This window comes from Lysobacter sp. Root76, from assembly GCF_001428685.1.
Taxonomy (GTDB): Bacteria; Pseudomonadota; Gammaproteobacteria; order Xanthomonadales; family Xanthomonadaceae; genus Lysobacter.
In genome coordinates, this window is the sequence record NZ_LMIK01000001.1 from 759,942 (window position 1) to 781,600 (window position 21,659).

Consider the following 21,659-nt stretch of genomic DNA (forward strand, 5'->3'; position numbering starts at 1 on the left):
CATGCCACAAGTAGGAGACATTTGGGAAAGCTATCGCGCCGGCGAGTTCGTGCTGATCATCGACGGGCGCGAAAGCCCCGGGGTCAGCAAGATCGGCGGGCTCAGCGAAGGCGAGCTGGAAACCGTGGAGCAGCCGCACGGCGGCTCGTTCCGCGTGTTCAAGACCGCCGGCGGCAAGGTCAAGTTCGACTCGCTCACGATCGAGCGCTACGTCGACGGCAGCCCCGAGGACCAGCGCTTCAAGGACTGGTTCCAGGAGTGCTTCAAGCTCAATCGCGACGACCAGGGCGCATCCACGCCGCGTCGCGACGGGATGATCGTCAAGCGCCATAACGGCGCCGACGTGCTGACCTTCGCCTTCTACGGTGCCTGGGTGAAGTCGTCGAAATTCACCGACCTGGAAGCCGGGTCCACCAATCACTTCAAGCAGACCATCGTCCTCGAACACGAAGGACTGGAGCGTGTCGAATGAGAACCGAAGCCACCGCACTGCGCGAGGTCCCGATGCCGGCCCCGGCCGCGTCGACGACCCACCGCACCTACGAGTTCGAACTGCCTATCGGCGTCTACGACGACGAGGGCCGCCTGCACCGCCACGGCATGCTGCGCAAGATGACCGGCCGCGACGAGGCGATCCTGGCCGATCCGCAGAACCAGCGTAACGGCGGCAAGCTGGTCACCGAACTGCTGGCCAGCTGCATCGTCGGCCTGGGCGAACTCAAGTCCACCGGCCCTTCGCTGGTCTCGGAGATGTATTCGGCCGACCGCAACTATCTGTTGCTGCGGCTGCGCGGCGCGACCTTCGGCAACGAACTGCAGGCGACCTACAAGTGCCCGTCCTGCGGCCACAGCCACGAGGTCACCGAGGAACTCGACGCACTGCCGGTACGGCGCATGGGCGAAGAGGAATCGGCCGGCGAAATCCGGATCCGCCTGGAGGATGGCTACATCGACAACCAGGGCGTGGCTCACCACGCGATGGTGATGCGTCTGCCGACCGGCGCCGACGAGTCGGCGGTCGCCCCGCAGATGCGCAAGAACGCCTCGCTGGGCAAGAACGCGTTGCTTGCGCGCTGCATGAAGTCGCTGGGCGACGTGCCGCAGCACCGGCTCAACGCGATCGGACCGAAGCTGCTGGCCGAGCTGACCATGACCGACCGGCGCCTGATCGACCGGGCGCTCAATTCGGCCGCTCCCGGCGTCGATCTGATCCGCGCGCTGGAATGCCCGGCCTGCGGCCACGAGTTCAAGGCCAGCCTGGATCTGTCCCATTTTTTGGCATTGGACTGACGCTCGAGGATTTGCGTCGCGAGGTGTTCTTTCTGGCGTACCACCTTCACTGGCCGCACGGCGAGCTGATGGACATGCCCACCGAGGACCGACGCAGCTTCGCGCGTCTGCTGATCGAGCAGATCGAGCGGGAAAACGCCGAAATCGAATCGTCCCGAGGCCGTTGAACCGCGGACCGTCGAATCGCAGGTCGTTAAACTGGAGCCGTTGAATGCCCATCGGGCTGCTACTCACATCGCTCTCTGCGCCGTTGGCCGGTCTGGCCACGGCGTTCGAGCGGTGGAACGCGGTACTGCGGCTGGAAGCCGTGGTGATGGACCGCGCGCGCGGTGCATTCCTGGTGGAATGGTTCGGCGTGCGCCTGCCGCGCCTGGATGGCCGCCTGCGCGTGGTGATCAGCAATATCGTCGCTCTGGGCGAGCGCTATCGCGAGGCGCGCGCCCAATCCAAGGGCGGCCAGACCGGCCCCAACCTGCTCGAACCGGTGGCGGGGCTGGCCGGCATGGCCGCCGGCATGTTCATCAGCCCCAGCGGCGCGATCATGTATCTGTATGCGTGCCTGCGCGAATCGCTGGGCGCGATCCTGTCCAGCGTGCTGACCGTGCTGTACAGCCCGATCTTTCTGGCCGAGATCACCGGACTGGGCACGGCGGTGGCGGTGATCGCATTTCCGATCGTGCTGATCGGCGGCTTCATAGCCGCGATCATCGCCGCGGCCGGCGGGCCCAACAGCAGCATGGTCCTGGTGTTCGAGCTGGTCGGCGACCTCGCCCGCGTGATCCAGGGCCTGACCCGTTTCATCAACCTGCTCACCGGCCCGCGCGAGGCGATCCGCAATCCGCTGTTGCGCGGCATCCTGCGTCTGCTCGACACCGTCGTGGCTCTGTTCGCCCAGCTGATCGGCGCGGCGGCCTGGATCTTGACCCGGATCGGGCCGCTGATCCTGCGCAACGCGATCGAATTCCAGGCGATGCAGCGATTGGGCGAGTTCGCTTTCGATCTGATCGGGCGCATCGCGCACGGCGCGTTCGACGCGCTGGCGCAGCTGTGGCGCAGCGACGAGGGCCAGCGCGCCTCGCCGTGGGCGATCGTGTTGTCGATGCTGGACCACGTGATGGCCATGGCCGGGGCCATGGTCGCCGGCGCGCACGCGGTGCTGTCGGAGGTCGGTCGCCAGCTCAGCGAGGGGCTGACGCGCATCTCCAATACCGCCACCGGCCATGTGCGCCATGTCGCCAGCGCCGCCAGTGCGCTGATCGGCAATATCCCGCTGATCCGCATGTTCCAGGGCGCCGCGGCCATGGTGACCGCGGTCCGCTCGATCTTCAGCGGCGGCGCCAGCGCGGTGGCACCGCCGGCTCCGCCGCCCAGTTCCAGCGGTGGCGCCATCGCCAGCGCGCTGGCGCCGGCCGGGCTCGCCGTCAGCCTGCTCAACGAGCCGCCGCCACCGAGCCTGGCCGCGGCCGAGGCCATGGTCGCCGCAGCGCGCGCCGGCGGCGCGCCGATCACCAGCCCCTGGGGCCCGGACTACACCACCGCGATGGCGGCGCCGTTCGAACTGGATCCGGCCACCGCGGATCTCGCGCGCCAGCTGATCCAGCCGCCGACCAGCGTATTCGCCGGCGAGCGCCGCGCGATCTCCGAGGAGCTGGGCGGGCGCACGGTAGAAGCCGGGCTGGATGCGTTGCGCACCCACGAGCTGCGCTACCGCGATCTGCTCTATGCGATCGTCGGGCGTGTGCTGCCGGCGCAGGCGCGCGTGCGCATTCCGGAATTGCTGGGCGCTTTCAACGCGCTCGACCGCTACGTCTACGATCGCAGCGACACGCCCGAGGGGATGCCCGAGTTCCCGGTCCGCGACCTGCCCGACAACGGCCGCCTGCGTCCGGTGGTGCGCCGGCTGGTGGTGCGTTCGGCCGGTGGCGGCGACGAGGTTTCGCTGCGCAACATCGCCACCGATCTGACCCGTCTGCTGCGCGAGCAGACCTACCTGGCGCCGGCGGGCTGACGATCATGCCCATCGATCTGCTCCCGATCACCGCCACCTGGCTGACCGCCTTCGAAGTCCACCGCCGCCGCATCATCGGCATGGCCGGCCTGCTCGAACGTTGGCTGACCGAGCGCCACGACCGCATGGCCGAGCTGGAACGCCGCACCCGCGCGTTTCCGATCTTCGCCTTCGAAGGCCGCGCGTTGTCGGTGGCGATCGACCCGCAGCAGCACGGCGCGCTGCGCGCCTACGCCAATGCCGGTTCCGCCTGGGCGGCGCCGTTCGTCGCCTTCGGCCGCGGCTTCACCCGCATTCCGCAGGCGGTCGAGGACGAACTGATCCTGCCCAACCTGATCGGCGCGATCGAAGGCGTGTTCGACCTGGTCCGCGACTCTGTCGACCGCCTGATCGAGCCGCGCGCGAGCACCTTCAACCCCGACACCGCGCGTTTCTCCGATGTGTTCGGCCTGCTGGCGATGGCCTGGCGCGGGCTGACCACCAGCACCGGCCAGTTGCGCCTGCTGGCGCGCGACATCGGCCTGGCCCGCGACCGCTTCGCCACGCCCGGCGGCGCGAGCGCCGTGACCCCTGCCCCGGCCGCGCCCGGCGGCGACGCCGTTGCCGCGTCGGGCGGCGGCGACACGCTGGGCGATGTCGGGCGCTATCTGACCGCGGCCATCGCCTTGCTGCCGACTCTGCCCGATTGGATCTCCACGCTGTTCGACGCAGCCTGGCTGCGCGGGCGCGACTGGCTGCTGGATACCTTCCAGGGCTTCGAGCGGCGCGTGTTCGAGCTGCGCCGGCAAGTGCTGGAATTCATGCTGCAGACCCTGCCCGGCCTGCTCCGCGAGGTGCCCGCCCTGGTCTCGGCGGTCGCCACCATGCTGCAGTGGAGCATCCAGTACTTCGCGCTGGTCGCGCGGATCTACTTCGAGGTCGCGGTGGACGCGCTGACCCGCTTCGTGCGCGGCATCTACACCTACATCAACGACTTCATCGCCACCATCAACCGGGTGTTGGCGATGGTCGACAGCATCCTCAACTTCGACATTCTCGATCTGATCAAGCCGTTCATGGGCGTCGCCGGCATGGTCATCGACATGATCGGCATCCGCTTCACCGTCAACGACCTCATCGACGTCGGCACCGGCACGGTCAACTTCGTCCTGTACGCCTCGCTCAAGACCGCTATCTTCGCCGCACGCAACGCCCTGCGCGCTGCCGGTCCCAGCCGCTTCATTCCCTTCGTCGGATCCGACATCAACAGCGCCCGGCGCAAGGCGCTATGGGCGCTGGGCCTGGTCGAGCAGATCGTCGACGCGCTGTTCCGCGATACCGGCGGGCCCATGGTCGAAACCGCAGGGCCGACGATCACGCCCATGCCGAACCTCTACGACCAGTTGTTCGGCGCGCCGCCGGCCGACCTGGCCAACGAGGTGCGCGGATTCGGCCGCGCCCTCGGCCTGAGCGTGCGCGGTCTGTTCGAGCGCATATCGGGCACGCTGCACAATCTCGGCGAGGTGTTCTCGCGTACCGCCGCCGACCTGGCCCGCACCGGCCCGGCAGGACGCATGGAGAGTTTCGGCCGCGACGCCGCCGGGCTCGCCAACCAACTCTACGACGACCAGATCCGCACCCTGGGCGAGCGCATCCAGGCGCAGCCGATCGGCGCGTTCGAACGCTGGCTGGCCGGCGACGGCTTCCGCATCATCCAGGCCGCGATTCCGCTGTACATCGCCGAGATGCGCACCTGGTGGCGCGAGCAAGCGCGCGCGGGCGAAGAGTCCATGGTCGAGATCACTCCGACCTCGCCGCACATCCTGGCCAGGCGCGTGCGCCTGGGCCGGGTGCGGGTGCCGCGCCTGACTCTGCGCGCCAACGGCCGCGCCCACGACGAAGCGCTGGTGCGCGAGCTGGCGCAGCATTTCCACGACGCCGTACGCACGGCGTACTCCGACGGCCAGCGCGAGCTGGCGCAGATCGCGGGAGCGGCCTGAGCCATGAGCGAAGAGATCGTCACCCAGATGGGCCTGCTGCTTACCCAGATCCGCGGCGTGCGCAGCACGCTGGACCAAGTCGCGCAGGCGACCGCACGCTACGCCGGCTTCGCCTTCGCCGAGGCGTTCACCCCCGGCGGCCGTTTCGGCGCGCCGCCGATGCGCGGCGGCGCCCTGCTGGTGCACGTCAACAACCTGCGCGACCTGGTCGCCAGCAGTGGCATCGCCGGCTTCTTCGAAGGCCTGCTCGGCGGCATCGGCCGATTCTTCGGCGGCCTGTTCGGCGGATTGATCGGCGGCACCATTGCCGGCGTCGCCTTGCCGGTGATGATCTGGAAGGTCGACTCCATCGTCACCACGCTGCGCAATATTCTCGACCGGCTCGGCATCGGCGGCGCCACGCCCGCTCAGCCCGGCGCCACGCGCGAGCCCGAAGACTCGCCTACCGCCTCGGTCGCCGGCCAGTCGCTGACCGACCAGATCGGCGAGTTCCGCGAGATCCTGAGCCTGATCACCGGCCTGTTCGAGGCCTCCGGCAACGGCAGCCCCGCGCCGGAGCGCCTCGAGAGTTCGGTGACGCCGCAACACGAGCGCTGGATGAGCATGCTGCGCTCGGTCGAAAACGTGGTCGGCGGCGTCACCCAGATCGTCAAGGGTTTGATCATTCTCGTACCCATGCTGATCGGCAGCCTGGCCCTGCTGATCGACAAGCTGGATTCGATCAAGCTGGCCTTCGTCGAGATGATCCAGTTCATCCTGCGCAACGTGATGCTGTTGCGCGGCGTAGTCCTGGTCACCGTGTTCGACCTGCTCGGCGTGGCCGCGCGCCTGGCCGCGGGCCTGGTGCAAGTGGTGGGACAGATGGTGCAGGGCCTGCTGACCAGCCTGTTCGACATCGCCGGCACCGTCCTGCAGGGCGCGCTGGCGGTGTTCCAATTCCTCGCCGGCGGATTGCAACGCGTGGTCAACGGCATGCTGCGCTGGCTGGTGGACACCTTGTTCGTGGTGCTGGCCCGCTTCGGCGACCTGCGCATCTTCCGCCTGATCACCCACTTGATCCAGGTATTGCCGGCGGTGCTGCCGCCGCTGTACGAGCTGATCCGCGGCAGCAGCCCGCCGCTGACCGCAACGCAACAGACCGCGCTGGACAATGCCGCCGCGCTGGCCCTGCCGGGCCCGGCGTTCCCGTCCGGAGCCCTGCCCTCGTCGCTGCTGCCGGCCATGCCCGATGTCGCCGACCTGGCCATGCCGGCCTCGGCGCTGGCGACCCTGCGCACGCAGATGGACAGCCTGCGCGACGGACTGGTCCGCGGCGTCGGCGACCTCAGCAACAGCGTGGCCACCGGTTTCGCCCAGCTCTCGGCGCGCTTCGATTCGATGATCTCGACCGAACTGGATCGCAGCCGCAGCGACTACGCAGCCAACTTGCAGGCGGTGCGCGAGCGCTCGGCCGAATTCGCCAATGCCTTCGCCGAGGCCGAACGCGCGGTGCGCGAACGCCCCGCCACCGGCCTGGAGGCGATCGCGCAGGCCTACGAACAATGGCTGTCCGGCGACGGACTCAGCGGCCTGCTGGGCCGGATCACCGACCTGTTCCGCGCCACCCCGCCCACCGCCACCGACTCCATTCCTGGCGCCATCGTCGGCGAGACCGTGGACCGGCCGCGCGCTTCGATCGAGATCCAGGAAGTGATCATCGACCTCACGCCGCCTGCGACGGAAGAAGGCGCGCCCGGTGGCGCACCCATGCCGATGTCGCCGGAACTGATGTACGCGCAACTGCTCGCCTACCAGCGCGAACTGGCCCAGCGCGGTTCCGACGATTCCACCTTGCTGCCGGCCTGACAGGAGACGAGACATGCCCGCCTACGGATACCTCGCCTGCTGGAACAGTCTGCCGCCGCTGGTGTTCCGCTTCCAGTTCAATCCCGAGTCGCTGACCGAGAAGCGCGGCTACAAGTACACCGACGTCGAGAATTTCGGTAATTGGGCCTTCGACAAGACTTCGGCGGCGCTGAGCGCCAGCCAGCCCTGGTACGTGAAGCTGGCGACCGCGCCGGCCGGCGCACTCGAGGACCTCAAGGAGTTCGGCCCGCAGCTGGTGCGCACCCATCCCTTGGAAGCCGGCTGCGGCGAGCCGCGCACCTTCGCCCTGGATTTCGTGCTCGACGGCCTGGTGCGTCCGGAAGGCGCCACCGCCGACGTCGGCAACCTTTACGACGGCGACATCTCGCCCGATCTCGCCCTGCTGCGTTCTTTCGTCAATCCCGGCGTCGACGTGGGCAGCTTGGTCGAGTGGATCAGCAGCGGTTTCGAGAAGACCTTCGCGCCGCCGCTGTGCACGCTGATTTACGGCGGCATCAACACCGACTGCGTGATGGAGAACCTCAGCATCAAGATCACCCGCTTCAACGCCGACACCTCGCCCTCGCGGGCGGAGATCAGCGTCAGCCTGAAGCAGCAGACCAAGGCGATCTCGCCGCTGGTCGAAACCATCGAGCGCTACGTCAACGTCGCCCGGACCATGGGCCGCTCCGGCTACGGCATGGACTACGTCAACGTGCTGCCAGGCGCGTCGGTCATCAAACACATCTTCGATCTCTAGGAGCACCGCGCGCATGTCCGTTTCCGCACGATCGCGATACGCCCGCCTGGCGCCGATGCAGGCCCCCGACGCCGACGGAGTGGTGCGCACCGCGCTGCCGATCCGCCGCCACGAGGGCGTGCCGGCGAGCTCGGCGCGTTACGCGCACCTGGTCACCGGCGCCGAATCGCTGGAATACCTGGCCTGGCGCTATCAGGGTTCCAGCGAAGCCTGGTGGCGCCTGGCCGACGCCAACCCGCTGCGCTTTCCGCTGGAATGGCGCCCGGGCGACAAACTCGACATCGCTTCCGGCACCGGCGCTCCCGGCCTGGTCGAGCGCGACCGGCGCTTCTGAGGACGCGCCATGAGCGACAGCCGCCAGCCGTACAAGCGCGTGCACCTGCAGGGCATCGACATCAGCGCCAACGTGCGCAGTGCCGAGGTCGAGGACAACGATCGCCTGATCGACAAGGCGGTGGTGGTTCTCAACGACCCCAGCGGCAGCGGCAGCGAAGCGCCGCGCGAGGGCAACACCCTGCTGGTCGACCTGGGCTGGGGCGAGAACCACGCGGTGCTGTTCGAGGGCGAAGTCACTCAGATCGCGAACGCGGCGGCGGGCTGCAATCCCAAGCAACTGACCATCACCGCGCTGGACCTGTCGTACCGGATCCGCAAGCGCCCGTTCCGCGCCACCCACCACGTCGGCACTCTGAGCACGATCCTGCGCAGCATCGTCACCCGCGAGCCCACCACCGGCATCGAAGTCGGCCAGATCGAACCCAGCCCGGACCCGGAGTTCACCGAGGCGGCGCCGTTGCGCCAGACCACCCAGAACGATTGGGACTTCATCGTGCTGCTGGCGCGGCGCTATTCCTGCCGCGCCTTCGTCGAATACAACGGCGGCGCCTCGAAGTTCTACTTCATTCCGCTCGCGCGCCTGACCGAGGGCGAGGCCATGGGCACACTGGCCGCCACCGGCATGGCCGGACGCATTACCCGCTTCTCCTACGAACGCACCGCCAGCGCCGCCTCGCCGCGACGCAGTACCGCCACGGTGGATCCGATCAGCGGCGACACCGTGACCACCACGCCGCCGCCGGCACCGGCCGAGCCCGCGCACGCGCCCAGCGAGACCGTCGCCGAAGCCGGCGGCGCGCCGCTGGACAGCGCGCTCGCCGTCGCCGGCGAAGCCACCGAAACGCCGCAAAGCCAACGCCCGGAGACCTTCACCCCGGGCACGCCCTCCAGCCCCGCGCGCGCGACCAGCGATGCCGCCCAGGACCCGACCATGGCGCTGGGCTTCACCGCCCGCGGCGCCTGCGTGGGCACGGTGATGTTGCGCGCCAAGGGCGCGGTCGACGTCACCGGCATCAGCGGCTGGGGCGCCGGGCGCTGGTACGTGCGCAAAGTCAAGCACACGGTGCGCACCGCCTCCGGCGGCGGCATGTCGCCGGGCTACACCTCCGAATTCGAACTCACCCGCTAGGACGCCATGAACGCCATCCACCGCCACGCCGAACGCTGGTACGGAAAGTACAGCGGCACCGTCACCGACAACGAAGACCCGGAACAGCAGGGCTGCGTCAAGGTCAACGTGCCGGCGATCTTCGGCGCCGAGCTCGCGGTCAACGCGCGTCCGTGCTTTCCCTACGGCCACTTCTTCGTGCCGCCGGTGGGCGCCAAGGTCTGGGTCGAGTTCGAAGGCGGCGATCCCGAGTTCGCGATCTGGGTCGGCGCCTGGTACCCGAAGACCGCGACCCCGCAGGAGAGCCGGGTCTCGCCGCCCGACAACCGGGTGATCCAGACCGTCAGCGGCCACACCATCGAGCTCGACGACACCGACGGCAGCGCGCGGATCGTGATCCGCCACAAGGACAATTCCTTCCTGGCCATCGACGACAAAGGCAGCGTGGTGGTCTCCAACAAGACCGGCTCCACGCTCTATCTCAACGCCGACAAGGGCGAAGCCTCGCTGATGTCCGAACAAGGCCACGTGATGGCGATGAACGCCGACGGCGTGGTGCTGATGAACAAGGACGGCGCCAGCCTCGATCTCACCGGCGACACCGTGCGCATCACCGCGGCCAACATCCTGCTCGAAGGCACCACGGTGTCGGTCGGCAGCGGCGCCAGCGAGCCGACCCTGCTGGCCAAGCAGTTCGAACTGCTGTGGACGCAGTTCATCACCCACGTGCATCCCAGTGCGATGGGACCGACCGGTCCGACTCCGATCGCGCCTGCGTTGGCGATGTTGCCCACCCACCAGACCGCCTCCGTGCTGGTCAAGTGAGGAGCGCGCGCAGATGAGCCGCTGCACCTTCCCCGAGCTGCCGATCCCGCTATCGCTGCCGCCGTTGCCGCCGCTGCCGGTGCCACCGTCGTTGCCGGCGATGCCCGAGCTGCCGGCCTTGCCGTCGCTGCCCGGACTGACGCTGCCGACCCTGCCGATCGCSATCACCTTGCCGCCGTTGCCGCCCTTGCCGATCCCGCCTGCGCTGCCCGCGTTGCCCGCATTGCCCACCCTTCCACCCTGCCCGCTGGACTGACGCCATGTCCCTGGACCGCAACACGATGGAATCGAGCCTGGCGACCACGCTGCGCACCAACTTCAAGAAGGGCGTGGACGAAGAGTGGGACGAGGAGCGCGCCGCCGACGAAATGGCCAAGGCCATCGCCGACGTGGTCCACGCCTACGTCAGCGGCGCGCGCGTGACCGGTGTGCAGTCGCAAGTACGTGATAACGGCAACGTGCCGATAGGAACCGCCACCCAAACCGGCGAAGTCGGACTGAGCTGAGGAGCACTAGCGACATGGACAACGTCATGGGTTTCGCCTTTCCCTTCTCCCTCTCCGACGGCGGCGTCCAGCGCGCCAGCGGCCAGGACAAGATCCGCCAGAACATCCGCGCGCTGCTGGCCACGCGTTTCGGCGAGCGCGTGATGCTGCGCGAGTACGGCACCCGCATCCACTCGCTGGTGCACGACCCCAACGACGAGGCGATGGCCACCCTGGTCAAGCGCCAGCTGCAGGAATGCATGCTGGCCTGGGAGCCGCGCGTGCTGGTCACCAACGTCACCTTCGAACGCCGCGAGGCCGAGCTGTACGTGCGCCTCGACTACACCCACACCAGCGAACCCAGCACGGATTCGCTGCTGGTCCCGTTGGCCTGAGCAAGGAGCGCCGTCATGGCCGTCACCGATCCGTTGCCGCCGGCGATCGATTACACCAACAAGGACTACGCGTCCTTGCGTCGCGCCATGCTCGATCTGGCGCGCCTGCGCCTGCCGGAATGGACCGACCACACTCCGTCCGACCTGGGCGTGGTGCTGACCGACATGGTCGCCTACACCGGCGACGTGATCCTGTACTACCAGGATCGCATCGCCAGCGAGTTGTTTCCGGGCACCGCGCGCGAACGCCGCAGCGTGCTGCAGCTGCTACGCCTGATCGGCTACGAACCCACGCCGCCGCTGCCGGCGCGCGCGGACCTGCTGCTGACCTTCTCGGTTCCGGTCGGCCCGGCGGTGATCGTGATCCCCAGCGGCGCGCAGTTCATCGCCAGCCAGCCCAGCGACGACCCGCCGACCTTCGAATACCTCGGCCCGGCGCTGTCGATCGATCTGCATTCGGATCAGGTCCTGCCTGGCGCGGTCGCCGGCCAGGCCCAGTTCGTGCTGCCGGTGTCGCACAGCCGCAGCCTGCCGCCGACCCTGCTCGGTTCTTCCAGCGGCGAACCCAACCAGAGCTTCCGCCTGCCGCACAAGCCGCCGATCCTGGAAAGCCTGGTGGTGGAGGTCGACGAAGGCGCCGGCTGGGTGCGCTGGGACCGGCGCGACAACTTCCTCTACAGCACCGGCCCCGACGGCCGCACCCTGCTGTCCACCCGCGACTCGCGCGACTACATCTGCCAGTTCGACGAGAACGACGCGTGCAGCATCCTGTTCGGCGACAACGTGTTCGGGCGCATTCCGCCGCGCGGAACCAACAACGTGCGCGCGACCTGCCGGGTCGGCGGCGGCACCCGCGCCAACGTCTCGGCCAACACCATCACCCGCGCGGTGACCGTGCTGCCGAACCTGCTGGCGGTGACCAACCCGGCCCCGGCCGCGGGCGGCAGCGCTTCGGAGAGCAGCGAGATCGCGGTCCGCAACGGACCCATGGTCTACCGCAGCGGCCGTCGCGCGGTCACGCCCGACGACTGCGTCGCCCTGGCCTATCACGCCGGCGGCGTGGCCAAGGCGCGCGCGCGCAGCCGCAACTGGAACCAGATCGACCTGATCGTCGCCCCGCAAGGAGACAGCTGGCGTCCGGTGCCCGAAGCCCTGCGCACCGCGCTGCTGGCCTATTTCGAGGACAAGCGCATGGCCGGCACGCAGTTGCGCGTGCTCGACGCCAGCCCCGCACCGGTCGCGATCGCGATGACGGTGCGCTACGACGCGCGCTACCAGGCCGATCCGCTGCGTCAACAGATCGCCGATGCGGTCGCGCGCTACCTCGCCTACGACGCGGTCGATTTCGGTCAGGCGCTGTACCCAAGCGACCTGTTCGCGCTGATCGAAGCCATCCCGGGCGTGCTGTCGCTGGACATCTACCGTTTCAACCGCGCCGACCAGCCCGCCTCGACACTGGACGACGACCTGCGCCGCTACGACCTGCCGTCGATGGCCGATCTGCCGGACTTCATCCGCAACGCCCTGTTGTCGCGCACCGCCGTCGCCAGCCGCGTCGATGTCGGTCCCTACGAGCTGCCGGTGCTGTCGCAGCTCGAACTCAGCCTGCAGATCGGTTGAGGGGGCCCGAGTGATCATCGACCGCTTCATCGCAGACGCCGACCTGGTCGCCCGCCGCGTGCGGGTGGCCTGGACGCTGACGCCGGGTCCGGGCGAGACCCTGGCCGACGCGCCGCGCCAGACGCTGCGGCGCAAGACCCGCGACTTCGAATTCCCGCAGCCGCCGCTCGCGCCCGACCCTTACCTGGTCTACGACAGCGCCGCGTTCCCGCCGATTCCCGGCGGCGGCATCAGCGTGATCGACCTGCCGCCGTGGGAAGAGCGCGACGGCGCCGAGCGCATCGTCCATGAAGCGATCTGCGTGGCCCAGGATGTCGGCGGCCAGCCGCTGGAACGCATGCGCCGCATCGTCGCCACGACCTACGGCGCCGACGGCCAGCCGCTGCGGCGGCGGATCGAGATCGTCGACGGCGGCGACGCGCCCTTGTCGCTGACGCCGGGCGACGCCTGCTACTACCAATTGTTCAGCGCGGCCTTCGATCCGGTCGAAGCGCAACGCTATCGCGCGATCGCCACGCCGGCGGCGCCGCACGGCCTCAACCGCAGCATGTACGACTTGCTGCCGGCGGTGCATCGCCAGTTCGACGTCAACCTGCGCCCGGTCACGCAGGGCTCGGAGGCGATTCCGGAAATGGCCGCGCGTTCGGGCCAGCTGCGGCGCCTGCTCGACGTCTACGGCGCGGCCATGGACGGCGCGCGCAGTTCCGCCGAGAACCTGTGGACCCTGCACGACGTCGACCGCGTCGACGGCCGCCGCCTGCCGCTGCTGGCCGGCTGGCTGGGCTGGCGCCTGGGCGACGCCGATGCCCTGCCGCTGGCGCGCAACGAACTCAAGGCCACCCCGCGCCTGTACGAATCGGTGGGCACGGTGACCGCAGTCGGCGCGCTGGTCACGCGCTACACCGGCTGGACCACGCGCACCGCCGAATTCGTCCAGCACCTGGCGCGCAGCAACCATGCGCCGCGCTATCAACTGCACGCCAGCGTGCCGGCCGGCGCGGGCTGGCGCTCGCCGCTGGACGCTGCCGCGCTGCTCGGCTTCGGCAGCGGCAACGACGAAGCCTTCGGCGTCGGTCCGGCGCCGGCGACCCTGGTCGGCAACATCGCCGGGCCGTACGCGATCTTCGCCGGCGCCGAGCTCAGCATCGCCGTCGACGGCGGCGCCGCATTCCGCGTGCGCCTGGGCTCGTCGTCGTTCGCCAATCCGGCGGCGGCCACCGCGGCCGAAGTCGCGGCCGCGATCGCGGCGGTCGCCAACGACATCGTCGCCGACGCGGTCGGTGGCCAGGTGCGGCTGCGCACGCGCAGCGTCGGTCCGGAATCGCAGATCAGCGTGGCCGCGCGCGAAAGCGAACCGCTGACCCTGGACGCGGCCGGCAGCGATCGCCTCACCGCCGCGGCCGATGCGCTCGGCCGCGTGCGCGTATTCGCCAGCGATGCCTTCTCCACACCCGATCCCGACCAGCGCGAAGGCGAACGCGCGCCCTACGGCGGCCTGGTCTGCAAGACCTGGGATTCCGGCCAATGGCGTGGGGCGACCCGCCTGCTGGCGACCCGGCCGGCCGACGATGCCGCAGTCGCGCATCCGGCCGCGGCCACGCTCGCCGACGGTCGCGTGTTCCTGGCCCGCATCGAAGCCGCCGAGAGCCCGAACGCGCGCGTGCGCTGGAGCCTGGGCAGTTCGCGTCCGCGTCTGCCGGCCGTGCTGCAGGGCCGGCAGTTGCCGCGCTTCCGTCTGCTCGTCGGCACCCGGCTCACACTGCGCACCGCCGGCGGCAACGACGTGTTCCAGGTCAACGCCGTCGACTACGTCAACCCGGCGCAGGCCACGACCGCCGAAGTCGTGACTGCGATGAACGCGCAATTCACTCAGGCCGTCGCCAGCCCCGCCGGCGACGGATCGATCCGCCTGACCAGCACTGCGCTCGGCCCGACCGCGCGCCTGTCGGTGGATCTGGCGCTGTCGAGCACCGCGCGCGCGCTCGGCTTCGTCCATGCCACCGCACCGAGCTTCGGCAGTTGGGACGACACCCTGGACCTCACCGCGGCGCAAACCATTCCCGCGCTCACGCCAGGCCGCCCGACCGAACTGAGCGCGCTCGCCTCCGGCAACGGCGCGCTGCTCGCGTGGAGCGAGCACGAGAACGGCCGCTGGCGCCTGCGCGCCAGCGCCTGGCTGGGCGCGGTGGACGCGATCGCGACCGCCGCCGGTCTGGCGCTGCGCGGCGAGAACGGTGCGATCAGCGTGCTCGATTCCGGCGACGGCCTGCCCAGCGACGACGTCCGCCATGCGCACGTCGACGCGCTGGGCGCGCTCTGGGTCGCCACCGATGCCGGCGTCGCACGCCGCCGCGGCGATCTGACCTGGCAGAGTTTCGACATCGGCGACGGCCTGTCCAGCGACGACTGCCGCCAGCTGCTGCAATACACCGACGCCGGCGTCTGGGTCGCCACCGCGGCCGGCCTGTCGCGGATCGCGGCCAATGGCAGCATCACCGTGCTCGACAGCGGCGACGGTCTCGCAGACGACGACGTGCGCGCGCTGGCCCTGGCCGCCGACGGCTCGCTGTGGATCGCGACCGCGGGCGGGCTCAGCCGTCTCGACCGCGATGGCAGCTTCGCTAATACGCTCGCGCCGACCCTGCCCAGCGACGACGTGCGCGATGTCGCGCTGGCCGCCGATGGCCGCATCTGGGCCGCCACCGCCGCCGGCATCGCCGAACGCAGCGCGGGCGGCACCTGGTCGACCGTGACCTCGCCGTTGCCGATCGGCAACGATGTGCGCGGCCTCGCCTACGCCGACAACGCACTGTGGATCGCCGCCGCCAGCGGCGTCTGGCGTCGCGCCGGCGACGGCAGCTGGCGCGGTTGGACCCTGGCCGACGGCCTGCCCAGCGTCGACGCGCGCCGTATCGGCGTCGATGGCGCCGGCAATGCCTGGGTCGCCACCGCCGCCGGCGCCGCACGCATCGACCGCAACGACGCGGTCATCGCGGTTCGCGCTGCGCAAGGCCTGCCCAGCGACGATGTCAGCGCCTGGTCGTCGCCGTGGTCGGGCGCGATCGCGATCAGCGACGGCGGCGTCGCCAGCGGCGATCGCGGCGACCGCGATCCCTGCCTGCTGCGCGAAGCCGGCGGCAGCATCCTGCTGCTGTGGTCGCGCTGGCTGGCCGGCGCGGCCGGCGAAGACCGGCGTGCCCTGCGCGCGCGGCGCTACGATCCGGTCGCATTGAGCTGGGGCGCGACGGTGAACGTCACCACCGCGCCCGCACAGGGTGCGGCCGATGTGCAGCCGTCCGCACTGGCCTTGGGCGGCGGCGGCGCCCGCGTGTTCTTCAGCAGCGACCGCAACGGCGGCCGCGGTTTATGGGAAGTGTCCTTGAACGCGGCCCTGGTCGCGGCGGCGCCGATCGGACTGCCCTGGAACGAAACCGCGCGCATCGCTCCGCTGCCGCTGATCCTGCCCGTCGCCGGGCTCACCCTGCTGCATCGTTGCGATGCCTCGCTCGCGCTCGACCAGCTCGCGCCGATCCTCGCCGGCGCAGCCGCGACCGCCGCGCCCACGCGCGTACCCGAGGCCGCGACCCTGCGCCGGCACTGCAACACGATCACGCCGCGCATGGCCGAAACCGCGCGCAACAGCCGCCATCACCAATGGGGCGATCTGCTCGCCTACACCCCGCACCGGCCGCTGGGCGGCGACGACGAACCGCCGCTGTCGCCGAACGAGTTCTTCACCCGCGGCACGCTCGGCCTCTACGTCACCCGCGGCCGTTTCGGCCAGGCCCTGACCGCGACCAACGCCGCGCGCCTGAAGCAACTGCTGGCCGAGTTCCTGCCGATCAACATGCGCGCGGTGATCGTGCTGTCGCCGTCGCTGACCACCGAAGTGCTGTACGCCCCGGGCGCGGATCTCGGCGATTCCTATCTGGACGACTACCCCTTCGTCGAAAACTTCCTCGACCTGGCCGATTCCAGCGCTGCCGCCTTGCCGGACTGGGTGGTGCTGATCAGCAACCAGGTCGCCGGCGTCAGCGCCGATCCGACCAACTTGAACACGCTGCGCCGACGCACGTACTTCCCGCCGCCGATCTGATCGGCGCCCGCCCGCACGTCTTTCACCGAACCACGCTCATCGAAGGAATCGAACTATGGACACGGACACCCGGATGCCCCTGCCGCAAGGCATGTACCGCGACGTGCTGCGCGACGCCGACGGGCGCGTGATCTGGGACCGCGGCTGGGCCAAGAACGCGATCCTCACCGACTGCCGACGATTGCTCGCCGCCTTCATGGGCGGCACGCCGGGCGGAACGCTCGGCATCCAGGGGCTGGCGGTCGGCGCCGGCCTCGCGGCTTGGGATCAGGTGCCGCCGCCACCTCCGACCGGCAACGAAACCGGACTCACCGATCCGTCGCCGTTCGTGGTACCTGCCGCGGCGCTGGCCTTTAGCTTCATGAACGGTCCGGTGCCCTCGGTCACGCCGACCAATCGCCTGCAAATCGTCGCCACGCTCGGGCCCAACGTACCGCCCTGGCCCAACGGCAGCCACGCCACCGGCAACCTGCGCGAGTTCGGCCTGATCGGCCAACTCGGCGGCGCGCCGATGCAGATCAATCTCGTGCGCCATCCGGTGGTCGCCAAAGACCCGGCCAGCACGCTCGAACGCACCATCTGGCTCGTGTTCTGACACGACCACACGACGGGGACACGCCATGGCCATCATCTCACCCAACACTTTCGATCCGATCCGCCGTTACGTCAGCGTGCGTCTGGCCCAGGGCGTGCCCCTGGCCGATGCCGACTGGAACGAAGGCGACGACATGCGCCGCTACGAGCTGCGCGCCTTCCTGCGCTGGTTCGTCGGCGACGGCGTGCCGGTCGGCAACGACGGTTTCCGCATCGCCGCGATCAATTCCGCGACCAGCTTCACCATCGTCGCCGGCGGCGGTCCGCAGCCCCTGCAGGCCGGCCGCATGCTGGTCGACGGACTGGAAGCCTTCATCACCGCCGACATCGGCTTCAGCGCACAGGCCTTGCACGCCGGCCAGGCCGGCGCCGCCGCGCTGGCCGCGAGCTGGGGCGTGCCGGTGATCGCCGCCTTGCCGGCGCCGCCGGTCGCGCCGGCCACGCGCACGCTCACCGTCTACCTCGACGTCTGGGAGCGCCTGGTCACGCTGGCCGAAGATCCGGCGCTGGTACTGCCGGGCCTGGGCACCGAAACCTGCTCGCGCCTGCGCCGCGAATGGGCGGTGCGCGTGCGCACCGGCGCTGCGCCGCCGGTCAACGGCGATCCCGATTTCATCGCCGGCCACAGCTACGCCGCGCTGGCGACGATCACCCAGACCTCGGCCGGCATCATCGATGCGCCGGCCGTGGTCGACCGTCGCCGCCGCGGCATCTCGCTGCCCTCGCAGATGGATTTCAACCAGGTACTGGCGGACACCTTCGGCGGCGGCTACGCGGTCAACGGCAGCGGCGTGCCGCAGCTGCCCTATCCGATGCGCGATGTCATCAACGCGATGCTGCGCGAACGCCCGGCCGCAGTCGGCCCGACCACGGTGCTCAACGCCGGGCCCTACAACACGCCCGCCGCGGTGATCGACTCCAGCGGTGTGCCCTGGGTGTTCTGGGTACGCGTGTCCGGACCGAATCGCTTCCTGTCCTTCAGCCGCCGCATCGCCGGCGTGTGGACCGCGCCCGCCGACGCCTTCCAGTTCACCGGCGTGCTCAGCGTCAGCAGCATCGCCGCCGCGGCCCAGCCCAATGGTTCGATCCGGGTGTTCTACTCGGCGTTGTCGGGCACCAACCGCATCTTCAGCCGCCTGTTCACCGGTGCCTGGGGCGTGGAGGAAGCCGTCGACGCGGTCGATCAGAACACCCGCGTCAGCGCGGTCACCGACCCCGCCGGCACCATCATTGCCACTTGGATGCGCGACACCGCAGGCGTGTTCACTGCACAGACGGTGCGGTATCCGCTGGTCGGCGCGCCCGGTGCGGTCACCGCCGCCGGCGTCATGGTGCGCCCCGGCGACCATGCGATCACGATCGATCCCACCGGCGCGCCGCAACTGGTCTATGCGCAGGATCCGAACCCGGGGCCGAACTGGAGCGTGTTCACCAAGCGTTTCATCGCCAATGCCTGGGAAGCCAACTTCACCGACACGACCCTGACCATTCCGGTCACCACGTTCATCGACCTGGCGGCGGGCTACACCGCCGACGGTTCGCTGTGGGTGTTCTATTCCACGGTCAGCGCACCGGGCTTCAGCACCCTGCGCGCGCGCCGGCTGGTGCTCGGGGTGACCGAAACCCGCGAACTGCTGCCGCCGCAACAGACCGCGCGCTTCCCCACTCTCGCGGTCGACGCCGCCGGCAACGCCGGCCTCTACATCCAGAACGGCGCCCTGTTGCAGCAGGTCAGCCTGGTCCAGCACATCTGAGCGAAAGGAGCTCCTCATGAAACGCGAACACTCGCTACTGCGGGCCTGGGCGATGACACTCGCCCTGCTCGTCGGCGCCGACGCCGTCGCGGCGACGGCGACGCCGAACGTCACCGCCGCCAGCACTTCCGAACCCAAACTCAACGGCGCCGGCGACGCCTGGGCGCCCTTCAGCAACGCACTGGGTTTCCCCAACTCGAGCAAGTCGATCAAGGTCTTCTATCTGTCCGACGATCTGGCCGTATATCCGCTCAACGGCGCGGGCGCGACCGTGCAACTGCGGCCCAAGACCAGCGGCACGCCCATCAACTGCACCTTCAACGCCGGCGTGCCGGTGCTCAGCGGCACCAACGGCGGCAGCTGCACCTTCCGCATGACCAACACCGCCGGCCAGATCGACACCCTGGAGGTGTTCCATCTCGGCCTGCTCTCAGGCGACATCACCCTTACCGCCACCGGCATCACCGCCAGCGGCGGCAATACCGTCGATGACTACAACAGCGACAACGTGATCCCGGGTTCGAAGCCGACGCCGGCCGCGGGCCCGCCGCTGTCGCGCCTGCCGGCACGCCTGGTGCTGGTGTTCGACAAGTCCGGCAGCATGGCCTGGTCGTCCAAGCTCAATGGCGATCCGGTCTGCGGTGCGCTGTACTCGCCCAATCCCGACTGCCAGCGCTGGAAGGTGCTGCGGCGCGCGACCGGGCAGATGATCTCGGTCGCCAAGGCCTATCAGTTGCCCAGCGATCAATTGGGCGTGGTGTTCTTCGATAACGACGCCACCAATACCGGCGGCCTCGCCGCGATGACCACTCCCACGCTGGACGCGGTGCTGACCGAGATCGACAAGCCGGCTCATCAGCCCGGTGGCGGCACGTCGATCGGCGACGGCATCGAGAACCTGCAAGGCGCGGTCACCGGCGGCGACAACGCCAACTTCAACAACACCATGCTGCTGTTCACCGACGGCGCCCAGAACACCAGTAAGTTCCTGGTCTGGGACGGCGCCGACCTGCGCCTCAATGCCGCCAACAGCCCGATCGGCGGCACCCTGGTGCGTCCGGCCGGCAAGCAACTGAGTCTGTGCCCGTTCCGCTTGCGCCTGGACGATCCCAGCGATCCGGACTCCAGCTCGCTGCTGCAGAACATCGCCAACTACAGCGGCTGCGGCGCGCTCAACATCGAGACCACGCTGGACAATCCGCCCGCCGGCGCGATCCAGTATTTCCTGCAGGTGCTGGCCGACACCCTGATCGGCGACAAGCTGGAGCTGATCCAGGCCGCCAAGGGCGAGCAAGCCGCGGGGGCCGGCACCGGTGCGCCGCCCGCGCCGCTGGACATGAGCTTCAAGACCAGCAAGAAGGACCTCGCCTTCACCATCCTGCTGGGCTGGGACCAGGCCTTCCAGGCCGACGGCCGCCCCAACATCAAGCTGAGCAAGGACGGCGTCGACTTCGATCCGCTGCACAACCCGCGCTTCACCGTCAGCGGCGGCCAGGACCACCTCGCCCTGACCCTGCGCGCGCCGTTCTGCGGCGTCAACGGCAAGTGCGTGTCCAGCGACGGCGACTGGAAGATGCAGGTCGCCCGCACCCTGCCGCGCGGCCTGGGCCACTGGAACCTGTTCGTGATAGGCGACAACGCCAGCATCGTCTCGCGCTACAGCGTGAGCCAGACCAAGTCCGGCATCGGCGAACCGCTGCAACTCAAGGCCACGCTGACCGAAGGCGGCAAGCCGCTGGCGGGATTGCCCGCCGGCACGGTGCGCGCCTTCATCTCCGGCCCCGAGCTGAGCCTGGGCAATATCCTCTCGGACGGTAAGGGCAAGGCGGGCGATGCGCCGCAGGGCGACCCGCTCAGCGCCGCAGGCTTGAAGGTGCAGGCGATGCTGGCCGACCCGGCGCAACGCGACCAGATCCTCAAGGCCCTGGAACTCGGTGCCGAGAAGGGCATCGAACTCAAGGAAACCAGCCCGGGCGTCTACACCGGCGAATACCCGGCGACGCTGGCCGAAGGCGTGTACCAGGTCAGCTACCGGATCGACAGCACCAGTTCGGACAACGGCGCCTTCACCCGCGTCTACACCACCGACCACTACGTGCAAGTGGCGCCGGATGCCGAGGCCACCGCCAAGACCATCAAGCACGAGCCCGCGCGCCCCTGCCCCTCGACCTTCGCAGGCGGCTGCGTGCAGCTGAGCCTGACCCCGGTCGACGCCAAGGGCAATCGCGTAGGACCCGGCAAGTCGGCGAGCTTCCAGTTGGTGCAGCCCTTCGAGGGCGGCATCGTCGGCGACGTCACCGACAACCTCGACGGCAGCTATACCCTGGTGATCGGTTACAACAAGAAGGGCATGGCCCCGCCGGTGCTGCGCATCGATGGCCAGACCCTGACCCTGCCCGACGCGGTCGGCACCGGCGGCAAGAGCGACGGCAAGCTCACCGGCGACAAGCCGATCTGGCAACAGTGGTGGGTCTGGCTGATCGCGCTGCTGGTGCTGCTGATCCTGATCCTGCTGATGCGGCGCAAGTAAGCCGTCTGGGGCGCGCATCTCCGCCCCGGACCTG

The 21,659-nt window shown here is 69.5% G+C and carries 17 protein-coding genes; all 17 read left to right on the top strand.

The genetic code is table 11. The features are described 5' to 3' along the window. Position 1 precedes the first annotated feature (1 nt). The 17 genes from ASE10_RS03090 to ASE10_RS03170 all read left to right on the top strand — a co-directional run bounded on the left by ASE10_RS03090 (position 2) and on the right by ASE10_RS03170 (position 21,625). Positions 2-472 carry a phage tail protein gene (locus ASE10_RS03090; protein WP_055903048.1) on the top strand — a complete coding sequence of 157 codons (471 nt, stop codon included), beginning with the start codon at positions 2-4 and terminating at the stop codon, positions 470-472. Further along, on the top strand, positions 469-1,290 hold the full coding sequence (locus tag ASE10_RS03095; RefSeq protein ID WP_055903050.1) for a hypothetical protein: 822 nt from the start codon (positions 469-471) through the stop codon (positions 1,288-1,290). Before ASE10_RS03090 ends, ASE10_RS03095 begins: the two co-directional genes overlap by 4 nt. Positions 1,291-1,501: 211 nt before the next feature. Beyond that, positions 1,502-3,298, top strand: a complete 1,797-nt coding sequence (locus ASE10_RS03100; RefSeq protein ID WP_157480868.1) for a hypothetical protein — start codon at positions 1,502-1,504, stop codon at positions 3,296-3,298. 5 nt (positions 3,299-3,303) lie between these two features. Continuing rightward, positions 3,304-5,277 carry a hypothetical protein gene (locus tag ASE10_RS03105; protein ID WP_055903053.1) on the top strand — a complete coding sequence of 658 codons (1,974 nt, stop codon included), beginning with the start codon at positions 3,304-3,306 and terminating at the stop codon, positions 5,275-5,277. A 3-nt stretch (positions 5,278-5,280) separates the two neighbouring features. After that, positions 5,281-7,122 (top strand): hypothetical protein, encoded by a 1,842-nt coding sequence (locus ASE10_RS03110; RefSeq protein ID WP_055903056.1) that lies wholly within the window; start codon positions 5,281-5,283, stop codon positions 7,120-7,122. A 13-nt stretch (positions 7,123-7,135) separates the two neighbouring features. Further along, positions 7,136-7,882 (top strand): hypothetical protein, encoded by a 747-nt coding sequence (locus ASE10_RS03115; RefSeq protein ID WP_055903058.1) that lies wholly within the window; start codon positions 7,136-7,138, stop codon positions 7,880-7,882. A 13-nt stretch (positions 7,883-7,895) separates the two neighbouring features. After that, positions 7,896-8,216 (top strand): hypothetical protein, encoded by a 321-nt coding sequence (locus tag ASE10_RS03120; protein ID WP_156087603.1) that lies wholly within the window; start codon positions 7,896-7,898, stop codon positions 8,214-8,216. Positions 8,217-8,225: 9 nt separating this feature from the next. Further along, entirely contained in the window at positions 8,226-9,347 is a 1,122-nt protein-coding gene (locus ASE10_RS03125) for a hypothetical protein (RefSeq protein ID WP_055903062.1), read from the top strand. Between the two features lie 6 nt (positions 9,348-9,353). Further along, complete coding sequence (locus tag ASE10_RS03130; protein ID WP_055903064.1) at positions 9,354-10,151, top strand: phage baseplate assembly protein V; 798 nt, start codon at positions 9,354-9,356, stop codon at positions 10,149-10,151. A 13-nt stretch (positions 10,152-10,164) separates the two neighbouring features. Continuing rightward, positions 10,165-10,407: a hypothetical protein gene (locus ASE10_RS19935; protein ID WP_056099342.1), complete on the top strand. Its 243-nt coding sequence runs from the start codon at positions 10,165-10,167 to the stop codon at positions 10,405-10,407. Positions 10,408-10,411: 4 nt separating this feature from the next. Then, positions 10,412-10,657, top strand: coding sequence for a hypothetical protein (locus ASE10_RS03140; protein ID WP_055903068.1), 246 nt, complete (start codon positions 10,412-10,414; stop codon positions 10,655-10,657). Between the two features lie 14 nt (positions 10,658-10,671). After that, on the top strand, positions 10,672-11,031 hold the full coding sequence (locus ASE10_RS03145) for a GPW/gp25 family protein (RefSeq protein ID WP_055903070.1): 360 nt from the start codon (positions 10,672-10,674) through the stop codon (positions 11,029-11,031). Between the two features lie 15 nt (positions 11,032-11,046). Continuing rightward, on the top strand, positions 11,047-12,651 hold the full coding sequence (locus ASE10_RS03150; protein ID WP_055903072.1) for a baseplate J/gp47 family protein: 1,605 nt from the start codon (positions 11,047-11,049) through the stop codon (positions 12,649-12,651). Between the two features lie 10 nt (positions 12,652-12,661). After that, positions 12,662-16,747, top strand: a complete 4,086-nt coding sequence (locus ASE10_RS03155) for a hypothetical protein (RefSeq protein WP_055903074.1) — start codon at positions 12,662-12,664, stop codon at positions 16,745-16,747. Between the two features lie 55 nt (positions 16,748-16,802). Then, positions 16,803-17,342: a hypothetical protein gene (locus tag ASE10_RS03160; RefSeq protein ID WP_055903077.1), complete on the top strand. Its 540-nt coding sequence runs from the start codon at positions 16,803-16,805 to the stop codon at positions 17,340-17,342. A gap of 25 nt (positions 17,343-17,367) precedes the next feature. Then, the gene (locus ASE10_RS03165) at positions 17,368-19,095 is read left to right on the top strand and encodes a DUF6519 domain-containing protein (RefSeq protein ID WP_055903079.1); all 1,728 of its coding nucleotides are present in this window, start codon (positions 17,368-17,370) and stop codon (positions 19,093-19,095) included. A 16-nt stretch (positions 19,096-19,111) separates the two neighbouring features. Further along, entirely contained in the window at positions 19,112-21,625 is a 2,514-nt protein-coding gene (locus ASE10_RS03170) for a vWA domain-containing protein (RefSeq protein WP_082559669.1), read from the top strand. Positions 21,626-21,659: the final 34 nt, after the last annotated feature.